This is a genomic window from Mucilaginibacter sp. AK015, from assembly GCF_014200785.1.
Lineage (GTDB): Bacteria > Bacteroidota > Bacteroidia > Sphingobacteriales > Sphingobacteriaceae > Mucilaginibacter.
Map to the genome: position 1 here is coordinate 523,284 of NZ_JACHCV010000001.1, position 14,884 is coordinate 538,167.

General features: G+C 44.2%; 14 protein-coding genes. 8 read left to right on the forward strand and 6 right to left on the reverse strand.

What is annotated here, in order from left to right:
- Positions 1–26 precede the first annotated feature (26 nt).
- Complete coding sequence (locus tag HDC91_RS02190; RefSeq protein WP_183548061.1) at positions 27–1,196, forward strand: prolipoprotein diacylglyceryl transferase; 1,170 nt, start codon at positions 27–29, stop codon at positions 1,194–1,196.
- 31 nt (positions 1,197–1,227) lie between these two features.
- Positions 1,228–2,028, forward strand: a complete 801-nt coding sequence (locus HDC91_RS02195) for an inositol monophosphatase family protein (protein ID WP_183548062.1) — start codon at positions 1,228–1,230, stop codon at positions 2,026–2,028.
- 161 nt (positions 2,029–2,189) lie between these two features.
- Here the strand turns inward: HDC91_RS02195 and HDC91_RS02200 are convergent, their stop codons facing one another.
- Both HDC91_RS02200 and purB read right to left on the reverse strand, forming a co-directional pair.
- Complete coding sequence (locus tag HDC91_RS02200) at positions 2,190–2,741, reverse strand: NifU family protein (protein ID WP_183548063.1); 552 nt, start codon at positions 2,739–2,741, stop codon at positions 2,190–2,192.
- Positions 2,742–2,891: 150 nt separating this feature from the next.
- A complete protein-coding gene (gene purB, locus HDC91_RS02205) occupies positions 2,892–4,235 on the reverse strand; it encodes an adenylosuccinate lyase (protein ID WP_183548064.1) in 1,344 nt (447 codons plus the stop codon).
- A 149-nt stretch (positions 4,236–4,384) separates the two neighbouring features.
- Between purB and HDC91_RS02210 the strand changes: the two genes are divergently transcribed.
- The 4 genes from HDC91_RS02210 (at position 4,385) to HDC91_RS02225 (ending at position 11,040) form a co-directional block, all read left to right on the forward strand.
- The gene (locus tag HDC91_RS02210; RefSeq protein ID WP_183548066.1) at positions 4,385–5,011 is read left to right on the forward strand and encodes a TetR/AcrR family transcriptional regulator; all 627 of its coding nucleotides are present in this window, start codon (positions 4,385–4,387) and stop codon (positions 5,009–5,011) included.
- A 95-nt stretch (positions 5,012–5,106) separates the two neighbouring features.
- Positions 5,107–6,456 carry a TolC family protein gene (locus HDC91_RS02215; RefSeq protein ID WP_183548068.1) on the forward strand — a complete coding sequence of 450 codons (1,350 nt, stop codon included), beginning with the start codon at positions 5,107–5,109 and terminating at the stop codon, positions 6,454–6,456.
- Between the two features lie 30 nt (positions 6,457–6,486).
- Positions 6,487–7,590 (forward strand): efflux RND transporter periplasmic adaptor subunit, encoded by a 1,104-nt coding sequence (locus HDC91_RS02220; RefSeq protein ID WP_183548070.1) that lies wholly within the window; start codon positions 6,487–6,489, stop codon positions 7,588–7,590.
- 27 nt (positions 7,591–7,617) lie between these two features.
- Positions 7,618–11,040: an efflux RND transporter permease subunit gene (locus HDC91_RS02225; protein ID WP_183548072.1), complete on the forward strand. Its 3,423-nt coding sequence runs from the start codon at positions 7,618–7,620 to the stop codon at positions 11,038–11,040.
- Between the two features lie 67 nt (positions 11,041–11,107).
- On the opposite strand, the gene HDC91_RS02230 is transcribed toward HDC91_RS02225, so the two are convergent.
- Positions 11,108–11,644, reverse strand: coding sequence for a hypothetical protein (locus HDC91_RS02230; RefSeq protein WP_183548073.1), 537 nt, complete (start codon positions 11,642–11,644; stop codon positions 11,108–11,110).
- Between the two features lie 125 nt (positions 11,645–11,769).
- Here HDC91_RS02230 and HDC91_RS02235 point away from each other — a divergent pair, with 125 nt between their 5' ends.
- Positions 11,770–12,252 (forward strand): DUF4126 family protein, encoded by a 483-nt coding sequence (locus HDC91_RS02235; protein ID WP_183548075.1) that lies wholly within the window; start codon positions 11,770–11,772, stop codon positions 12,250–12,252.
- An 89-nt stretch (positions 12,253–12,341) separates the two neighbouring features.
- Positions 12,342–12,959: a TetR/AcrR family transcriptional regulator gene (locus tag HDC91_RS02240; protein WP_183548077.1), complete on the forward strand. Its 618-nt coding sequence runs from the start codon at positions 12,342–12,344 to the stop codon at positions 12,957–12,959.
- 6 nt (positions 12,960–12,965) lie between these two features.
- On the opposite strand, the gene HDC91_RS02245 is transcribed toward HDC91_RS02240, so the two are convergent.
- From HDC91_RS02245 to HDC91_RS02255, 3 genes are read right to left on the reverse strand one after another with little or no spacing between them, the layout of a single operon-like run.
- A complete protein-coding gene (locus HDC91_RS02245; protein WP_183548079.1) occupies positions 12,966–13,379 on the reverse strand; it encodes an OsmC family protein in 414 nt (137 codons plus the stop codon).
- 22 nt (positions 13,380–13,401) lie between these two features.
- Entirely contained in the window at positions 13,402–13,809 is a 408-nt protein-coding gene (locus tag HDC91_RS02250) for a hypothetical protein (RefSeq protein ID WP_183548081.1), read from the reverse strand.
- A gap of 31 nt (positions 13,810–13,840) precedes the next feature.
- The gene (locus HDC91_RS02255) at positions 13,841–14,881 is read right to left on the reverse strand and encodes a PorP/SprF family type IX secretion system membrane protein (protein WP_183548083.1); all 1,041 of its coding nucleotides are present in this window, start codon (positions 14,879–14,881) and stop codon (positions 13,841–13,843) included.
- Between the last annotated feature and the right edge of the window lie 3 nt (positions 14,882–14,884).

The following is a 14,884-nucleotide window of genomic DNA, read 5'->3' on the forward strand; positions in this document are numbered from 1 at the left end:
TGATTTAAATAGCATAACACCTATATATGTTCCCAACCCTATCGTCGCTTATTGAATACTTTACCGGCGTTAACATCCCGCTGCCTATACAAACATTTGGTTTTTTTGTGGCTATAGCGTTTATGGCTGCCTATTGGGCATTTACGCAGGAATTTAAACGACGCGAAAAATTAGGGTACATACACCCGTTCGAAAAAACGATAACCGTTGGGGCGCCTATCACCCCGGTCGAAATTGCAAGTAATGCAGTGTTTGGGTTTATATTAGGCTTTAAGCTGGTTGATGCGGCTTTGCATTACAGCGCGTTGATAGATAACCCTCAGGATTTCCTGTTATCTTTAAAAGGTAACTGGGCGGGCGGTATTATAGCGGCCGGGCTGATGGCTTATTGGGCTTATTATGAAAATAAAAAACAGGTGCTGCCTAAACCCGAAAGGCGCCGTGTAACCGTACACACGCACGAGTTAATGGGCAGCATATTACTATGGGCGGCCATTTGCGGCTTTGCCGGGGCCAAATTGTTTAACGCGCTTGAAAACTGGGGCGAATTTATGCGCGACCCGGTAGGTATGCTGATAGGCTTTAGTGGCTTAACCTTTTACGGCGGATTGATATGCGGGGGCGCGGTAACCTTGTATATAGCGGGTAAGCATAACATTAAGCCCTTAACTATGCTTGATATTGGAGGCCCGGGTATGATGCTGGCCTATGGCGTTGGCCGTATAGGCTGCCAGATGGCTGGCGACGGCGACTGGGGGATACCTAACTTAAACCCTAAGCCAGGCATTATCAGCTGGCTGCCCGACTGGATGTGGAGCTTCAAGTTTCCGCATAACGTAGATATGTCTGATCACGATAATCATATTCCGGGTTGCATCGGAAAATTTTGTAACGAATTAAAGCTACCTGTATACCCTACATCTTTCTACGAATCTGTTGTTTGCATCCTGTTATTTCTGGTACTTTGGCAATTGCGCCATAAGTTTAAGGCGCCAGGCATATTGTTTGGTATTTACATGATCATGGCAGGTGTGGAGCGTTTTTGCATCGAACTTATACGAGTTAACACCAGGTATGTGGTTGGCGGTCTATCCTTCACCCAGGCCGAGATGATCTCGGTAATTATGGTTTTAGGCGGCTCGGCACTTATCTATTACAGTGCAAACCGCTATAAACGTACCGGGGCCACCAATTAAGATCAGTTTCGCCTAATTCCAAATCAATACTATGCAGTTAAACACAGTTATTAGTCAGGTAATTGATGTGGCTAAAGAGGCCGGGCAATTCATCAGGCACGAACGTAAAACTTTTGACGCGGATAAAATAGAATACAAAGGCCTTAATGACCTGGTATCGTACGTTGATAAAACTGCTGAACAAAAAATTGTAGCGGGATTGGAACTGATACTGCCCGAAGCGGGCTTTATTACCGAAGAAAAAACGAGCACCAAAATTGGCGACCGCTACAATTGGATAATTGACCCGCTGGACGGCACTACCAATTTTATACACGGGCTGCCGGCTTACTCCGTGAGTATAGCATTGCAAGACGACGATAAACTGGTTTTAGGCGTAGTTTACGAAATAAACCAGGACGAATGTTTTTACGCTCATCGGGATTCGCCTGCGTACCTCAATGCTGCCGAGATAAAGGTAAGTAACAAACCTGCCGTTGCCGACAGCTTGATTGCTACGGGTTTTCCATATTACGATTTTACTTACCAGCAACAATATATCAGTTTATTTACAGAGCTAATGCGTAAATGCCATGGCCTGCGCCGCATAGGGTCGGCCGCGGTTGACCTGGCTTATACGGCCGCCGGTCGTTTCGAGGCTTTTTACGAATACAATTTAAACCCCTGGGATATTGCGGCAGGTATTGTGATAGTACAACAGGCAGGAGGCGAAATCGTGAACTTTAACGGCGGCCCCGAAGTGCTAAAAACGCGCGAGCTGCTTGCCACCAACGGCAAAATAACAGGTGAGATGCTGGAATGTATCAGGAGATATTTTAACGATAACAAGTAGGCGCACGCCCGTTTGTTTTTTTTCTCAATTCTTCTTTCTCTGCAATGGGAAAACCCTGAAGATCACGCCCTGTTAAAACAAAAGAACCGGTATGAATTTATTCAAACCGGTTCTTTGCCGGATCGATGCGATGCTCATCGACCAATCCTTATAAATATAAATTACATTGCTTCAGAAACCACTTCGGTAACTTCGGGCACCATACGTTTAAGTAAATTTTCGATACCCGATTTTAAGGTAATGGTAGATGACGGACAGCCGCTGCACGAGCCGCGAAGCTCAACGGTAACCACCCCTGCATCAAACGAACGGTATGCGATAGCACCGCCGTCCTGCTCAACGGCCGGGCGTACGTAATCATTTAGTATCTGCTGAATCTTGATCTCGGTGTCAGTTCCTTCAAACGTAACGTCTGTTTCCTGTTCAATTATCTGCACTTTCAGTTCGCTTTCAACGGCGCCTTTAACAAATTCTTTTAGTATAGGCAAAATATCTTGCCATTCGCTGCCTTCGGTTTTGGTAACGGTTACGAAGTTGCTGGCAAAAAATACACCATTAACAAACGAAAACTTGTATAACTCCTTTGCAAAAGGCGAATTTTCGGCGCTCTCCCTGGTAGGATAATCCACGCTGCCGTTTATAAGCAACTTGTTTACAATAAACTTGGTGGTTGCAGGGTTAGGTGTTGCTTCGGTATATACGCTGATATTCATGTGTGTTAATTTTTATAGTTAACAAATGTAAACAGGTTTTTGCTTGTTCAAGCCTGTTCTTCTTAGTTTTACCCCGCACTGACAGAGGTACGCTAATGTGCAAATTTTAGATGTGCAAAATATTTGCACGTTTTCATCTGCACTTCTAAACTATATCCCCGTATAATTTTGCGGCGTAATCGCCTTTATCTCATTCTTAACGGCATCGCTAACATCTAGGGCATCTACAAATCCGGCAATGGTTTGGGCATTAACCTGCATATTGGTGCGGGTAAGATCTTTTAACGCTTCGTAGGGGTTTGGATATGCTTCGCGGCGAAGGATGGTTTGTATGGCCTCAGCAACAACCGCCCAGTTCGCCTCCAGGCTGGCGTTTATGGCAGCTTCATTCAGCAATAATTTATTTAAGCCCTTAACGGTTGATCTTATGGCGATAAGCGTATGGGCCACCGGCACGCCAATATTGCGTAACACGGTAGAGTCGGTCAAATCGCGCTGCAAACGGGAGATGGGCAGCTTTGCGGCCAAATGTTCAAACAAGGCGTTAGCAATGCCCAGGTTACCCTCGCTGTTCTCAAAGTCAATGGGGTTTACCTTGTGCGGCATAGCCGACGAGCCTATTTCACCGGCTTTTATCTTTTGTTTAAAAAAGTTCATGGATATGTAGGTCCACATATCGCGGTCAAGATCTATCAGGATATTGTTGATGCGTTTCAACGCATCGCACTGGGCGGCAAAATTATCGTAGTGCTCTATTTGGGTAGTAAACTGCGAACGGTGCAGGCCCAAAATGTCGTTTATAAAATGGTTGCCAAATGCCTTCCACTCAATTTCAGGGTATGCAACGTGATGGGCGTTAAAGTTACCTGTAGCACCGCCAAACTTAGCCGAGTAAGGCACGGCTTTCAGTAAAGCCAGCTGGTTTTCCAGGCGCTCTACAAATACGCTTATCTCTTTACCTAAACGTGTTGGCGAAGCTGGTTGTCCGTGGGTATGGGCCAGCATTGGCACTGCGTCCCACTCCCTGGCAAAATTCTTTAGCAGATCAACCAATCCGTTGATTTCCGGCAGATAAACCTCGTTAACGGCCAGTTTAAAAGAATAGGGTATGGCTGTATTATTAATATCCTGAGAGGTTAAACCAAAGTGGATAAACTCTTTATAGTCCTGAAGGCCGAGGCTATCAAACTGTTTTTTCAGAAAATACTCCACCGCCTTAACATCATGATTAGTGGTTTTTTCGATGTTTTTGATATCGGCGGCATCCGCCTCCGAAAAATTTTTATAGATATCCCGTAACTTTTCTGTTGCATTTTTATCAAAATCACGTAACTGGGGTAGCGGATGATCGCAAAGGGCAATAAAATATTCCACCTCAATAAACACCCTGTATTTGATCAGGGCGTATTCTGAGAAATAGGCAGCCAGGGCTGAAGTGGTATTACGGTACCTGCCGTCGATAGGGGATATTGCAGAAAGAGAATTTAACTCCATGTTTAAGTTTTTGCAAAGATAATCATTTGCAGGCAGGTAGCTAAGGTTTTGTCCAATTCCACTAGTTTCAAATGTTATGATCAAAAGAAAAAACTTATTTATAATGGAAACTTTGAAATCTAAAAATGTTTCCTTAGTTTTGACCCATAATGTCAAACGGTCAAATAGAGAGAATTATTCAGGGCGGTGAAGACCTGTTTTTACAGGCAGGTATAAAAAGCGTAACTATGGACGATATAGCCAGGCACCTGGGTATGTCAAAGAAAACCATCTATCATTTTTTTAATGATAAAAACGACCTGGTTATGGCGCTGGTGAAAAAAAAGCTAGTTGACGACGAATGTCAGATAAATAGTATCATAGAAAGCTCGGCCAACGTAATTGAAGAGATGATCAACATGATGAAATGCTCGGAAGACATTTTTTCGCGCATAAACCCGATCGTAATACACGATTTGCAGAAGTATCACCCGGAAGCATGGGCGCTGTTTCAAAACTTTAAAGCAGAGGTGCTGGTGAAAACGTTGGAAGATTTATTGACCAAAGGTATACAGCAAGGCTTTATAAGGCCTGATATCGACGTTAGAATATTGGCGAAAATGCGCGTTAACCAGGTAGAAATGGGTTTTAACGCATCAATATTCCCGGTGTCGCAATTTAGTACCTGGCGGGTGCAGTATCAATTGCTGGAGCATTTTAACTATGGCATTTGTACCATTAAAGGGCACGAACTATTAGATCAATATAAAAATGTACATGCGCAGCAATTAAATTAATTCGTAAGGGGCGCTGCTGACATACGGTTGTCAATCATCCCTGTTTTTTTGCAACACCAAACAAAGCATCTGTCATATATCACTTGTCATAAAAAATGAAACGAATACTCACCCTACTATTATTACTTACAGGAGCCCTGCAAGGGTTTTCGCAGGCGCAGCCACCGGCGACGCAAACCTATAATTTTTCTGTACAGGAAGCCGTAGATTACGCTATTACCCACAAAGATTCGGTTGTGAATGCCGGCCTGGATGTAAAGAGCGCAGACTATCGTGTTAAAGAAATTATCGGCCAGGGTTTTCCGCAGATAGACGGTACGGCGTCTTTTCAGGACTATTTAAAAATACCAACCACGCTGCTGCCCGGTGAATTTTTTGGCGCGCCGGCAGGTACGTTTATTCCCGTAAAGTTTGGCGTAAAGTACCAGTCTAACCTGGGCGTTAATGCCAGCCAGCTTTTGTTCGACCCAAGTTATATTATCGGCTTACAGGGCCGCAAAACGTATAAAGAGCTTTATACCCGTTCGTACACGCGTGCAAAGATCGAAGTAATTGCAAATGTTACTAAGGCTTATTACCAGGTTTTGGTAAGCAACGAACAAATTAAATTGTTAGATGCCAATATCGCCCAGTTAAAGCAGCAGTTAGACCAAACCTCTGCACAGAACAAACAGGGTTTTGTAGAGAAAATTGATGTGGACCGGATATCCGTTCAATACAACAACTTAGTTACCACCCGCGAAAACACTATCCGTTTGCTTGCGCTGAACTATCAGTTGCTCAAATTTCAGATCGGCATGCCTATACAATATAACTTAACATTGAAAGATGGGCTTTCAGATATTAAGCTTGATGAAAATGCCGGTGAAGTTATAGCCGATACAGCTTTCTATAAAAAACGTATTGAATATGGTTTATTTGAAACCAACCTTAAGTTAAGCCAATTTGACCTTAAGCGGATGAAAGCGCAGTTTTTGCCAACGTTAAAAGCTAATGTAGCTTACACATTCTCTTACCAAAACAACAGCTTTAAGGACCTTTACAGTTCAAGTTTTCCATCAAGCTACATAGGCCTTACGCTAAACGTACCAATTTTTAGCGGTGGGCAGCGTAGCAACAGGGTTAAACAATCAGAGATCACCGTTCAGAAAAACATTAACAGCTTAAACAGCCTTAAAAACGGGTTAGCCTTGCAGGCCGATCAGGCTAAGATCATTTACTTTAACAGTTTACAATCATTAAATAACCAAAAGCGTAACCAGGAGCTGGCGCAGGAAGTGCTGAGGGTATCAAAAATAAAATACCAGCAGGGGGTAGGCTCCAGTATAGAAGTTACCCAGGCCCAAACGGCGCTTGAAAATGCCGATAACTCATATATCCAAAGCTTATACGACGCGTTGGTTAGCAGGGTTGATCTTGATAAGGCATACGGACGAATTGAATAACATAACTAAACTCACACACATCCATATAAAATGAAAAAATTAATATACATACCGGCATTACTGTTATTGGCAGCATGCTCAAATAAACCTAAAGATAAAAAAGCCGAGCTTGCCGACCTGCAAAAACAGCAATCGGAGATCAATAACAAAATAGCCAAGCTGCAGGCCGAAATTGGTACACCCGATGTAGTTACCGAAGTGAACGTTGCCGAAGTAAAAACCGGCCCGTTTGTAAATTACGTGCAGATACAAGGTAAAATTGACGCCCAGGATAACGTAACAGCGTATTCCATTGTTCCGGGTACAATTACTAATATTTACGTACGGGTTGGTGAGCATGTAACTAAAGGACAATTGTTGGTGCAACTTGATAATAGCGTAGTTCGACAAAATATTGCTCAGGCTGAAGCCAAGGCCAACCTTTCGCAACAGTTATATCAGCGCCAGAAAGCACTTTGGGATCAAAAAATTGGTACTGAAGTACAGTTTCTTCAAGCCCAAACTACCTTGCAGGCCGACAAGAAAGCATTGTCAGCTGCCCGCGAGCAGGCTAATCAATTCCGTATTGTTGCTCCAATAAGCGGGAGTATTGATCAAATGGACCTTAAGCTCGGGCAAGCGGTACAGCCGGGGCAACCAGGGAATGGTATCCGAATCGTAAATGCTGATATTCTTAAAGTGAAAGCTGATGTGCCCGAGTCGTATGCAGGCAGCGTACGCACCGGTAACAATGTGAAGATCGTTATTCCCGACGCTCAGGACTCACTTACTACAAAGGTTACTTTTGCGGCTAAGGCCATTGACCCTACATCGCGCAGTTTTGCCGTAGAAATTAAACTGCCGGCCCGCAAAAACCTGCGCCCTAACATGACAGCAATTTTAAAGATAGCCGATTATGCCAAAACCAGTACTATTACCGTACCGGTTAAAGCACTTCAGCACTCAGAAGACGGCGACTATGTTTACATAAATGCAAACGGCGTGGCAAAACGTACAGTTGTTAAAGCCGGCTCTACATACGGAGGGCAAACAGAAATATTATCCGGCCTGAAAGCAGGCGACCAGCTGATAACCAATGGCGTTGAAGACATTGAAGACGGCGATAAAATAAAAGTGGCTGCTACAGCTAATTAATCACAAACACCCTGATCTGTTGCGATAATGAAAGATCTAAAAAAAGAATTTGCGCCCTCGAGCTGGGCCATCGATAATAAAACGGCCATATACGTGCTGATGTTTATGATTACCCTGCTGGGTATTTTAAGCTATCGCAATTTGCCAAAAGAGAATTTTCCGGATATTACCATCCCTAAGATATTTGTTACTACAACCTTTATCGGCCAATCGCCCCAAAACGTTGAGAACCTGGTAACAAGGCAGATAGAAAAGCAGTTAAAATCGCTTAAGGGCCTTAAAAAGGTAACCTCTAACTCGGTACAGAACGTATCGATCATAACGGCCGAGTTTAATGTTACCGTAGATATTAAGGATGCCAAGCAGGAGGTTAAGGATGCTGTAGATAAGGCAAAGAAAGACCTTCCGCAAAACGATAACAATTATAAAGAGCCAACCATTTCGGATATCAACGTATCCGACCTGCCTATACTGTACGTTAACCTTTCCGGCGATTACGACCTGAAAAAGTTAAAAGAATATGCCGACCTGCTGAAGGATGAGATAGAAGGATATAAAGAGATATCAAAAGTTGACGAAATAGGGGCGCTCACCCCCGAGATACAGATCAATGTGGATATCAATAAAATGAGCGCGGCACAGCTCACTTTTAACGACATTATACAAAACGTAGGAAGCGAGAACATACTTGCATCGGCCGGTACAATAAAGCTGGACGGTGTAAGGCGCAGCATTGATATAAAAAAGGATTTTAAAAACGCTGAAGAGGTGGCCGCCCTGGTTATCCGTAACCCTAAGGGGCAAGCCGTTTACCTGCGCGATATTGCAGAGATAAAAGATTCGTTTTTAGAGCAGGAAAGTTTTGCGCGCTTAAAAACGCCCGACAACCCTAATTTTAAGAATGTTATAACACTTGCCATAAGCAAAAGGGCCGGCGAAAATCTTATCGAATCGTCAGATAAAATACGGGGCCTTATCCTCGACAAGCAGAAGACCACTTTCCCCAAAGGCCTAACCATTACCGTAACCGGCGACCAGAGCGATAAAACCCGTACCACCTTAAACGACCTCATAAACACCATCGTAATAGGTTTTATACTGGTAACCGTTATCCTGATGTTTTTTATGGGTACCACTAACGCCATATTTGTGGCGCTATCAGTTCCGTTATCATGCTTTATAGCCTTTTTGGTGATGCCGGCCATAGGTTTTACGCTCAACATGATCGTATTATTCTCGTTCCTGCTGGCGTTGGGTATTGTGGTGGATGATGCCATTGTGGTAATAGAAAACACGCACCGCATATTTGCCAACGGCAAGGTACCTATAAAAGAAGCGGCCAAGATGGCGGCAGGCGAGGTGTTTTTGCCGGTATTTTCCGGTACCATGACAACCCTTGCGCCCTTTATTCCATTAGCTTTCTGGCACAGTATCATTGGTAAGTTCATGTTCTTTTTACCAATAACGCTCATCATCACACTGCTGGCATCGTTGGTTGTAGCTTACATTATGAACCCGGTATTCGCGGTTGACTTTATGAAACCGCACCACGACGGTGAGCACGATAACCCTAAATTTGATAAAGCAACCAAGCGGGCCATGATATGGCTTGCCGGCGCTACCGTTATCGGGTATCTTATTAATGTGGGGTTTGGTAATTTCATGGTGCTAATAATGGCCCTATACCTGTTAAACCATTTCTTTTTACTGAGAGTGATAGACAGGTTCCAGAAAAACGCGTGGCCAAGATTTCAGCGCTGGTACGCCAAATGGTTAGAGCGCGCCGTCCGCCGTCCGCTTACTGTACTATCAGGTACCGTTGTATTATTTGTGGTTGCGCTTGTGGTAAATCATTTCCTGGGGAAAACCCCCGAGTTCTTTCCATCGGGCGACCCTAACTTTGCCTATGTGTATATAACTATGCCTGTTGGCACAGACCAGGCCACTACCAACGAGGTTACTAAACGAATAGAGCAGCGTGTTGCAAAGGTTGTAGAACCTGATAAGGATATCGTAACCTCTATTATTTCTAACGTAACTAAAAGCGTAACCGACCCGCAGGACGAAGATCAGGGCGATTATCAAAATAAAGGTAAGGTAACCGTGGCCTTCGAAGAATTTGGCAAACGCAAGGGTAAGGATACTAAAGTAATATTGGCCAATATCCGCAAAGCTGTGCAGGGCGTACCGGGGGTAAAAATAGCCGTTGCGCAGGAAGCCGGCGGGCCGCCCGTACAAAAGGACATAAGCCTCGAGATCATCGGTGATAACCTGGATTCGCTTGTTACAACAGCTAATCGTTTAAAAACATATCTGGCCAGGCAAAATATAGCGGGTATAGAAAACCTGGTGCCAGATGTGGAAAGTGATAAACCGGATATTGTTTTTGATATAGACCGCGAACGCGCTAACCGCGAAGGCATAACCACCCAGCAGGTAACAACAAACCTTGTTACGGCTATACTGGGTTGGAAAGCTGCCGATTTCAGGAACACGAAGGAGGATAATTACGAGATAAAGGTAAGGGCGCTTGAGCAGCAGCGGTCTAATATTGACGAGATACGCAACATGAAGATGACGTATCGCGACTTAGCTACCGGAGGCGCAATACGGCAGGTACCTATATCGGCTTTCAGCGATGTAAGATACTCTACTACCTTTAGTAATATTAAGCATAAACAGCAGCGCAGGGTGCTTACTTTATCATCAAGCGTTATTAAACCGTACAACGCGAATGATGTAAATGCCAACATTTTAAAGGCCCTTGGTAACTTTAAGAAACCGGCGGACATCATCATACGCCAGGGGGGCGGTCAAGAAGACCAAATGGAGGCAGCTATATTCATATTGACTGCGCTTGGTATATCCTTTGGCCTCATATTCCTCATCCTGATGATACAGTTCAACTCGATTGGTAAAACGTTTATCATTATCAGCGAGATATTCTTCAGTATAATTGGTGTTTTACTGGGCACCGCCATATTTGGTATGACGACCGCCATTGTAATGACCGGTATAGGTATCATAGCCCTTGCCGGGGTGGTGGTACGTAACGGTATCTTGCTGGTAGAATTTACCGATATGCTGATAGAGCAGGGGGTAAGCCTGCACGACGCGGTGGTTGAAGCCGGCCATACCCGTATGACCCCGGTTTTATTAACCGCGACAGCAGCCATATTAGGCTTGATACCGCTGGCTGTTGGTTTTAATATCGACTTTGTAGGCCTGTTTACCCACTTTGAGCCGCACATTCACTTCGGTGGCGATAACGTTGCATTCTGGGGGCCGCTGGCATGGACGATGATCTTCGGTCTTGGTTTTGCAACAATCATCACCCTTATACTGGTGCCATGTATGTACATCATCCGTGTAAACATGAAAAACTATTTCTTTGGTAAAAAGGATAAAACCGATACCGAGAAAGCCAAATTAGAAATAGCCGAAGTTTAACAGCTGATTAACGTTTTAAAAAGAAAGAGCCGCATATTATTATGCGGCTCTTTTGCATAAAGCATTATTATTTAATACCCTTTTTGAAGCCTTTTAACGATGCTAATATTTTCTTTACTTTCCGTTCGCGGCGGCTGCCCGCGTCCAAAGCGTCGTATACCATGCCTGCTGTAACGGCATAAATGCCGTGGTGCAATATGTCGATGCCTATCTCCTGCGGTTTTTGTTTGTTAATGGGTTTCGCAGCATCGTGTTTAGGCAGCATAACCAAAGCGGTGCCCCAAACAGCACCAAAATGTACAAGGGTAGCAGGTATACCCTTTAAACCGGTTAAGCCTATCAGTCCGCGGGCAATGCCCCATGCCGTGCCATAACTCCAATGTATCTCTTGCGATAGCTGTTGCTTTTCTTGCGGCGAGGCGGGTTTTAATCCTGCCGTATCTTCGGCAACTACCAATGTTGCATCGCTGGGCTCGCGCTTGTTGATCTTCATTTCAATCATTTGCGATAGCGTCATGGCAGCAGTTGCGGCCAGGCCCGCCAGCAGGCCTTTTCCTATTGCACTACCCAGGGCGCCAAATGTATTGTCTTCGTGTATTTTCATAATAACATGGTTGGTATGGGTAACAACAAATTATTTGGACAATTGATTCACCGTAACAGCTCTTTACTACAACCATTAGATTTAGGAATGGTTATTGTTTCAGTTAAACCTTAATGCACACTATTATGGAACTTAAATTAACACCTGCCCTTAAGGCAGCAGGGTTGGGGGCAATTGCCGGTATGCGCACCTTTTCGGCGCCGGTTGTAGTTAGCCATATTTATAGCAGGCATCCGTCTAAAAACCTGGACAATTCACCCCTGCACTTTCTTCAAACCATCCGTACGTCAAAAGTATTTAAGGTATTGGCCGCGGCCGAGCTTATAGGAGATAAGCTACCTTTTGCACCAAAGCGTACAAACGCAGGCGGATTGATAGGGCGTTTCGCAGCGGGTGCCTTATGCGGTGCGGCCGTATATCAGGCCGGCCATAAAATGCCGGTTATAGGTGGATTGATAGGCGGAACGGCGGCTATTGCTACTGCTTTTGGTTGCATGTTCCTGCGTGTGGGCCTTGGCAAAAAAACACGTTTACCCGATGCCGTCATTGGCGCGTTTGAAGATGCGATCGCTATTAGCGCCGGTACAGCCATCGCCAAACAGCTGTAAATTTTCCATTTTAAAATCATCTTTTTAGGCAGCCCGCCGCCAATTGGTTGGAAATTTGATAAGTTTGTTAAAAAAGTCAGGAACTAAAAATGAGTTCAGCAAACGATCAGCAGGATATTAAACGCGAAAAGATATTAGAGGCATCTCACCAGCGCTTTCTTCATTATGGCTATTCAAAAACCACTATGAACGAAATTGCCGGCGACCTGTCTATGTCAAAAGCCTTGCTTTATTATTATTTCCCCGATAAAAGCGAATTGTATATGGCGGTTATGCGTAAGCTGGCCAACGACTATTTAAAACAACTTGAGGACAAATTTGGTCACTTTACCAACCTGCGCGAAGCATTTCTGTTTCAGGTGAACACCCACCACGATTTTATCGTAAATAATTATAATTTTTTTGATTTTTTTCGACTCAATGAGCAGAACCTGCCCGATACGATATGGGAGACAGTGGGCCAGATACGCGATGCCGAGACTAAGCTATTGGCTAATGCTATCCAAGCAGAAATTGACAAGAACAACATACAACCAGTTGCCAGCCCTGTTGAAATTGTGGAGGTATTTTTGGATGCACTGCATGGCATAAAAGTAGGTGGCTCGTTGCCCCATAAAAAGCTAAATTTCCCTCATAAAGAGCACCTCGACGAGATACATAACAAACGCCTGCTGCTTATTGATATATTTGTTAAGGGGCTAAAATAGCCTGCATCAGGCATTTGTAAGCTTGGTGTTGATCGTGATATTCCCTACCAGGATCTTATGAATAGGGCAAGCATCGGCGATAGTTGTTAAACGTTTAAGCTGCTCATCCGTTAGATCACCTTTAAAAGCAAGCTTGCTTTCAATTGATATTCCGTTCTCAGTTTTAAAAAGTTCAAGGTTAACCGCTATCTCGTTAACAATCCACATTTTACGATCGATATACATGCGAAGCGTAATTACGGTACAGCTTGCCAGGCTTGCCAGCAGCAGGCTATAAGGCGACATACCGGTATCCGCTCCGCCGAGTTCCGCGGGTTCATCTGCAATAATTGTGTGGTTGTTACTGGTTACAATGGTTTGATATTTTGCATGAGCTATGTGCGCGGATGCACCTGCGATAAATTCGGTATCGGGTTCCATAAATGGGTTTGATAAGAAGATCTTAATTGTCCTGGTCTAAATTAAGCAGGGTCCAGTTGGATGTTTTTGCACCTGCACCGCCATTGTATTTTAAGGTAATGGTAAAATTTGTTTTTGATGTTTCACCACTATCAAATTTGGAAGTGTAAAATGATTTTATAACATATACCGAATCTGATTTCTTAGCGAACTTGTATTCTGAGTCGGAGAAGTCGACGTTTTTTGAAAGCGTTGTAGGGATAATGAACTGCTTCGCTATTTTATAAGCGTCATCGCTGTCGGGCAGCCCGCTGAACATATTAATTGAACCCGATAGGGCAAACCTGCCTATCATGATAGCAAATATCAGCACCAGCAGCGCAAGCAACCAGCCCACTACAGACGCAGATTTTTTTTTAACGACTTTGTCCTTTAAGTAATCTTTAGCCATAAAAAATTAGATTACGATAAAGTTAAAAAAATTAATAAAAATCATAGCATCTGCTTGCGCCAAAAAACTTATGCTCGCCCCGTGAACGCGAAGGCAGGGTGGTTTCATAACCAATACTTCCCTCGGTAGTGCCGCTCGTATTGGAGTAATTTAAGCCACCTGCCGGAACATCGTGGCTTACACCAAGGCGTATTTTTTCGCCGCCTTCCTTGTTAATGAATAAATCGAAAATTAGCGATACAACCAAAGCGCCAGGCCCGCCCTGGCCGCTGCTGCGATACCAAACACCGGCGTTTATGCTACGCCGCTTATATTGCATTCCTGCGCTAATGGATTGCGCCCGCGCTTGCTTGTAAAACACCACCGAGGGTATAATGTATGATCTATCCTCGTCATCTACATTATCGTCGCGGGTAAGGTTATATTTAAAGCTGGCATGCAGGGTTGTACGTATAGGCAATATTGCCGGCGAACCGGTGAACGATTCGTTAGGACGGTTAAGGTGCTGAGCCGCGGCGCCTATATTGAAATTTTTTAGCGTGAGATTAACGCCGGCACCTGAGTCAAAGTAGAATTTGTTGTTGAAATCGGGTTGGTCGGCACCGGAAACCGACCCGGGGATATAACCCAGCCGGGGATCTATCTGATCGCCAAAAACCAGCTTACTATAGTCAACCGACCGGTTAGTAGCGCCCGCCTGTAAACCAAATGACAACACATAATCCTCTGAGCCTACACTGTACGAATATATAGCCGCTATGTTATTTTTATTTAGATAAGCTACACCTTCGCTGCTACGGGTAAAAATTAAGCCCACACCGCCGCCAAACTGCGGTACATTATAATCTATAGAAGCCGTAAGGTACGATAAGCCGCCCGGTATTGCCGTGTACTGGTTGCGGTAAATAAGGTTCATACGCAGATCGCCCTCAAACTGGCCGTTTAAAGCCGGATTAAGGTATACCGGCGAGTTGAAAAATTGCGAATATATATGATCCTGGGCTGATGAACGTACACTACCCAACATTATCGTAAATAACAGTAAAAAGCGGTATTTCTTTAATTCCTTCATCTG

Coding starts and splice junctions, on each gene's coding strand:
- HDC91_RS02215 (WP_183548068.1), top strand. CDS start 5,107: ATGAAACGAATACTCACCCTACTATTATTACTTACAGGAGCCCTGCAA.
- HDC91_RS02210 (WP_183548066.1), top strand. CDS start 4,385: ATGTCAAACGGTCAAATAGAGAGAATTATTCAGGGCGGTGAAGACCTG.
- purB (WP_183548064.1), bottom strand. CDS start 4,235: ATGGAGTTAAATTCTCTTTCTGCAATATCCCCTATCGACGGCAGGTAC.
- HDC91_RS02230 (WP_183548073.1), bottom strand. CDS start 11,644: ATGAAAATACACGAAGACAATACATTTGGCGCCCTGGGTAGTGCAATA.
- HDC91_RS02195 (WP_183548062.1), top strand. CDS start 1,228: ATGCAGTTAAACACAGTTATTAGTCAGGTAATTGATGTGGCTAAAGAG.
- HDC91_RS02200 (WP_183548063.1), bottom strand. CDS start 2,741: ATGAATATCAGCGTATATACCGAAGCAACACCTAACCCTGCAACCACC.
- HDC91_RS02240 (WP_183548077.1), top strand. CDS start 12,342: ATGAGTTCAGCAAACGATCAGCAGGATATTAAACGCGAAAAGATATTA.
- HDC91_RS02220 (WP_183548070.1), top strand. CDS start 6,487: ATGAAAAAATTAATATACATACCGGCATTACTGTTATTGGCAGCATGC.
- HDC91_RS02255 (WP_183548083.1), bottom strand. CDS start 14,881: ATGAAGGAATTAAAGAAATACCGCTTTTTACTGTTATTTACGATAATG.
- HDC91_RS02250 (WP_183548081.1), bottom strand. CDS start 13,809: ATGGCTAAAGATTACTTAAAGGACAAAGTCGTTAAAAAAAAATCTGCG.
- HDC91_RS02245 (WP_183548079.1), bottom strand. CDS start 13,379: ATGGAACCCGATACCGAATTTATCGCAGGTGCATCCGCGCACATAGCT.
- HDC91_RS02190 (WP_183548061.1), top strand. CDS start 27: ATGTTCCCAACCCTATCGTCGCTTATTGAATACTTTACCGGCGTTAAC.
- HDC91_RS02235 (WP_183548075.1), top strand. CDS start 11,770: ATGGAACTTAAATTAACACCTGCCCTTAAGGCAGCAGGGTTGGGGGCA.
- HDC91_RS02225 (WP_183548072.1), top strand. CDS start 7,618: ATGAAAGATCTAAAAAAAGAATTTGCGCCCTCGAGCTGGGCCATCGAT.